Genomic DNA, 5058 nt, shown 5'->3' on the forward strand with positions numbered 1-5058 from the left:
TTGTCGACTTCAACCGTCTGACACACAAACAACAAATTGTTTGGGTGTTATATGGTCAAGCCTCACGGGCAATTAGTATTGGTTAGCTCAACGCCTCACAGCGCTTACACACCCAACCTATCAACGTCGTAGTCTTCGACGGCCCTTCAGGGAGCTCAAGGCTCCAGTGAGATCTCATCTTGAGGCAAGTTTCCCGCTTAGATGCTTTCAGCGGTTATCTCTTCCGAACATAGCTACCCGGCAATGCCACTGGCGTGACAACCGGAACACCAGAGGTTCGTCCACTCCGGTCCTCTCGTACTAGGAGCAGCCCCTCTCAAATCTCAAACGTCCACGGCAGATAGGGACCGAACTGTCTCACGACGTTCTAAACCCAGCTCGCGTACCACTTTAAATGGCGAACAGCCATACCCTTGGGACCGGCTTCAGCCCCAGGATGTGATGAGCCGACATCGAGGTGCCAAACACCGCCGTCGATATGAACTCTTGGGCGGTATCAGCCTGTTATCCCCGGAGTACCTTTTATCCGTTGAGCGATGGCCCTTCCATACAGAACCACCGGATCACTAAGACCTACTTTCGTACCTGCTCGACGTGTCTGTCTCGCAGTCAAGCGCGCTTTTGCCTTTATACTCTACGACCGATTTCCGACCGGTCTGAGCGCACCTTCGTACTCCTCCGTTACTCTTTAGGAGGAGACCGCCCCAGTCAAACTACCCACCATACACTGTCCTCGATCCGGATAACGGACCAGAGTTAGAACCTCAAAGTTGCCAGGGTGGTATTTCAAGGTTGGCTCCACGCGAACTGGCGTCCACGCTTCAAAGCCTCCCACCTATCCTACACAAGCAAATTCAAAGTCCAGTGCAAAGCTATAGTAAAGGTTCACGGGGTCTTTCCGTCTAGCCGCGGATACACTGCATCTTCACAGCGATTTCAATTTCACTGAGTCTCGGGTGGAGACAGCGCCGCCATCGTTACGCCATTCGTGCAGGTCGGAACTTACCCGACAAGGAATTTCGCTACCTTAGGACCGTTATAGTTACGGCCGCCGTTTACCGGGGCTTCGATCAAGAGCTTCGCTTGCGCTAACCCCATCAATTAACCTTCCGGCACCGGGCAGGCGTCACACCCTATACGTCCACTTTCGTGTTTGCAGAGTGCTGTGTTTTTAATAAACAGTCGCAGCGGCCTGGTATCTTCGACCGGCATGAGCTTACGGGGTAAACCCTTCACCCTCACCGGCGCACCTTCTCCCGAAGTTACGGTGCCATTTTGCCTAGTTCCTTCACCCGAGTTCTCTCAAGCGCCTTGGTATTCTCTACCCAACCACCTGTGTCGGTTTGGGGTACGGTTCCTAGTTACCTGAAGCTTAGAGGCTTTTCCTGGAAGCATGGCATCAACCACTTCTCCTTCTAAAAGAAGGATCGTCATCAGTTCTCGGCATTAAGATCCCGGATTTACCTAAGACCTCTGCCTACCACCTTAAACTTGGACAACCAACGCCAAGCTGGCCTAGCCTTCTCCGTCCCCCCATCGCAGTAACTAGAAGTACGGGAATATTAACCCGTTTCCCATCGACTACGCTCTTCAGCCTCGCCTTAGGGACCGACTCACCCTGCGTCGATTAACGTTGCGCAGGAACCCTTGGTCTTTCGGCGTGGGAGTTTTTCACTCCCATTGTCGTTACTCATGTCAGCATTCGCACTTCTGATACCTCCAGCAAGCTTCTCAACTCACCTTCACAGGCTTACAGAACGCTCCTCTACCGCTCAACTTGCGTTGAACCCGTAGCTTCGGTACCTGGTTTGAGCCCCGTTACATCTTCCGCGCAGGCCGACTCGACTAGTGAGCTATTACGCTTTCTTTAAAGGGTGGCTGCTTCTAAGCCAACCTCCTAGCTGTCTGAGCCTTCCCACATCGTTTCCCACTTAACCAGGATTTTGGGACCTTAGCTGACGGTCTGGGTTGTTTCCCTTTTCACGACGGACGTTAGCACCCGCCGTGTGTCTCCCGTGCTGACACTTGCTGGTATTCGGAGTTTGCATCGGTTTGGTAAGTCGGGATGACCCCCTAGCCGAAACAGTGCTCTACCCCCAGCAGTGATACACGAGGCGCTACCTAAATAGCTTTCGAGGAGAACCAGCTATCTCCGAGCTTGATTAGCCTTTCACTCCGATCCACAGGTCATCCGCTAACTTTTCAACGGTAGTCGGTTCGGTCCTCCAGTTAGTGTTACCCAACCTTCAACCTGCCCATGGATAGATCGCCCGGTTTCGGGTCTATTCCCAGCGACTAGACGCCCTATTAAGACTCGCTTTCGCTACGCCTCCCCTATTCGGTTAAGCTCGCCACTGAAAATAAGTCGCTGACCCATTATACAAAAGGTACGCAGTCACCTAACAAAGTAGGCTCCCACTGCTTGTACGCATACGGTTTCAGGATCTATTTCACTCCCCTCTCCGGGGTTCTTTTCGCCTTTCCCTCACGGTACTAGTTCACTATCGGTCAGTCAGTAGTATTTAGCCTTGGAGGATGGTCCCCCCATATTCAGACAAAGTTTCTCGTGCTCCGTCCTACTCGATTTCACTTCTAAGACCTTTTCGCGTACAGGGCTATCACCCACTATGGCCGCACTTTCCAGAGCGTTCCGCTAAAATCAAAGAAGCTTAAGGGCTAGTCCCCGTTCGCTCGCCACTACTAAGGGAATCTCGGTTGATTTCTTTTCCTCAGGGTACTTAGATGTTTCAGTTCCCCTGGTTCGCCTCACACACCTATGTATTCAGTGTGTGATAACCATCTTATGATGGCTGGGTTCCCCCATTCAGACATCTCCGGATCAAAGTCTGTTTGCCGACTCCCCGAAGCTTTTCGCAGGCTACCACGTCTTTCATCGCCTCTGACTGCCAAGGCATCCACCGTATGCGCTTCTTCACTTGACCATATAACCCCAAGCAATCTGGTTATTGTCTAATAACGTGAAGACGACATTCGCCGAAAATCCGCATTCTTGCTCTCTCGAGCAACTCGCAAATTTTACCTTGACTTGAATAATCACCAGTGAAAGTGACCACTCAAATCTACTTCTATCACATACCCAAATTTTTAAAGAACAGTTACTGGCGCAAAGACCAGAAATCAATACACTCCCTAAGGAATCTATTCATTTCTGTGCTTTCAAGCGATGGCGAGAATAATGGTGGAGCCAAGCGGGATCGAACCGCTGACCTCCTGCGTGCAAAGCAGGCGCTCTCCCAGCTGAGCTATGGCCCCATCTACAGATCGGCCACATCCCATGACAATTGGTGGGTCTGGGCAGATTCGAACTGCCGACCTCACCCTTATCAGGGGTGCGCTCTAACCAACTGAGCTACAGACCCAATCGTCTCTCTCGGGTCGAAACCCAATCGCTTTTCGCTAGTGAATCAAGCAATTCGTGTGGGAACTTATGAAGAAGCTGAAGTCTTCGATTAAGGAGGTGATCCAGCCGCAGGTTCCCCTACGGCTACCTTGTTACGACTTCACCCCAGTCATGAATCACTCCGTGGTAACCGTCCTCCCGAAGGTTAGACTAGCTACTTCTGGAGCAACCCACTCCCATGGTGTGACGGGCGGTGTGTACAAGGCCCGGGAACGTATTCACCGTGACATTCTGATTCACGATTACTAGCGATTCCGACTTCACGCAGTCGAGTTGCAGACTGCGATCCGGACTACGATCGGTTTTATGGGATTAGCTCCACCTCGCGGCTTGGCAACCCTTTGTACCGACCATTGTAGCACGTGTGTAGCCCAGGCCGTAAGGGCCATGATGACTTGACGTCATCCCCACCTTCCTCCGGTTTGTCACCGGCAGTCTCCTTAGAGTGCCCACCATGACGTGCTGGTAACTAAGGACAAGGGTTGCGCTCGTTACGGGACTTAACCCAACATCTCACGACACGAGCTGACGACAGCCATGCAGCACCTGTGTCAGAGTTCCCGAAGGCACCAATCCATCTCTGGAAAGTTCTCTGCATGTCAAGGCCTGGTAAGGTTCTTCGCGTTGCTTCGAATTAAACCACATGCTCCACCGCTTGTGCGGGCCCCCGTCAATTCATTTGAGTTTTAACCTTGCGGCCGTACTCCCCAGGCGGTCGACTTAATGCGTTAGCTGCGCCACTAAGATCTCAAGGATCCCAACGGCTAGTCGACATCGTTTACGGCGTGGACTACCAGGGTATCTAATCCTGTTTGCTCCCCACGCTTTCGCACCTCAGTGTCAGTATTAGCCCAGGTGGTCGCCTTCGCCACTGGTGTTCCTTCCTATATCTACGCATTTCACCGCTACACAGGAAATTCCACCACCCTCTGCCATACTCTAGCTTGCCAGTTTTGGATGCAGTTCCCAGGTTGAGCCCGGGGCTTTCACATCCAACTTAACAAACCACCTACGCGCGCTTTACGCCCAGTAATTCCGATTAACGCTTGCACCCTTCGTATTACCGCGGCTGCTGGCACGAAGTTAGCCGGTGCTTATTCTGTCGGTAACGTCAAAACACTAACGTATTAGGTTAATGCCCTTCCTCCCAACTTAAAGTGCTTTACAATCCGAAGACCTTCTTCACACACGCGGCATGGCTGGATCAGGCTTTCGCCCATTGTCCAATATTCCCCACTGCTGCCTCCCGTAGGAGTCTGGACCGTGTCTCAGTTCCAGTGTGACTGATCATCCTCTCAGACCAGTTACGGATCGTCGCCTTGGTGAGCCATTACCTCACCAACTAGCTAATCCGACCTAGGCTCATCTATTAGCGCAAGGCCCGAAGGTCCCCTGCTTTCTCCCGTAGGACGTATGCGGTATTAGCGTTCCTTTCGAAACGTTGTCCCCCACTAATAGGCAGATTCCTAGGCATTACTCACCCGTCCGCCGCTGAATCATGGAGCAAGCTCCACTCATCCGCTCGACTTGCATGTGTTAGGCCTGCCGCCAGCGTTCAATCTGAGCCATGATCAAACTCTTCAGTTCAATACTGCATGGGTTTTGAGAAAACCCTAAACTTGGCTCAGCAATCGCAA

The 5058-nt window shown here is 52.0% G+C and carries 2 tRNA genes and 2 rRNA genes; all 4 read right to left on the bottom strand.

The features are described 5' to 3' along the window. Window positions 1-51 precede the first annotated feature (51 nt). Window positions 52-2942 (bottom strand): 23S ribosomal RNA (locus ACQKEK_RS23245). 255 nt (window positions 2943-3197) lie between these two features. After that, window positions 3198-3273 (bottom strand) — tRNA-Ala (locus ACQKEK_RS23250). Between the two features lie 30 nt (window positions 3274-3303). Further along, a tRNA-Ile gene (locus tag ACQKEK_RS23255) sits at window positions 3304-3380 on the bottom strand. A gap of 91 nt (window positions 3381-3471) precedes the next feature. After that, window positions 3472-5008, bottom strand: a 16S ribosomal RNA gene (locus ACQKEK_RS23260). Together the 16S and 23S rRNA genes with 2 tRNA genes alongside form the textbook arrangement of a ribosomal RNA operon. Window positions 5009-5058 lie beyond the last annotated feature (50 nt).

This window comes from Pseudomonas sp. NPDC077408 (assembly GCF_050269105.1).
Lineage (GTDB): Bacteria > Pseudomonadota > Gammaproteobacteria > Pseudomonadales > Pseudomonadaceae > Stutzerimonas.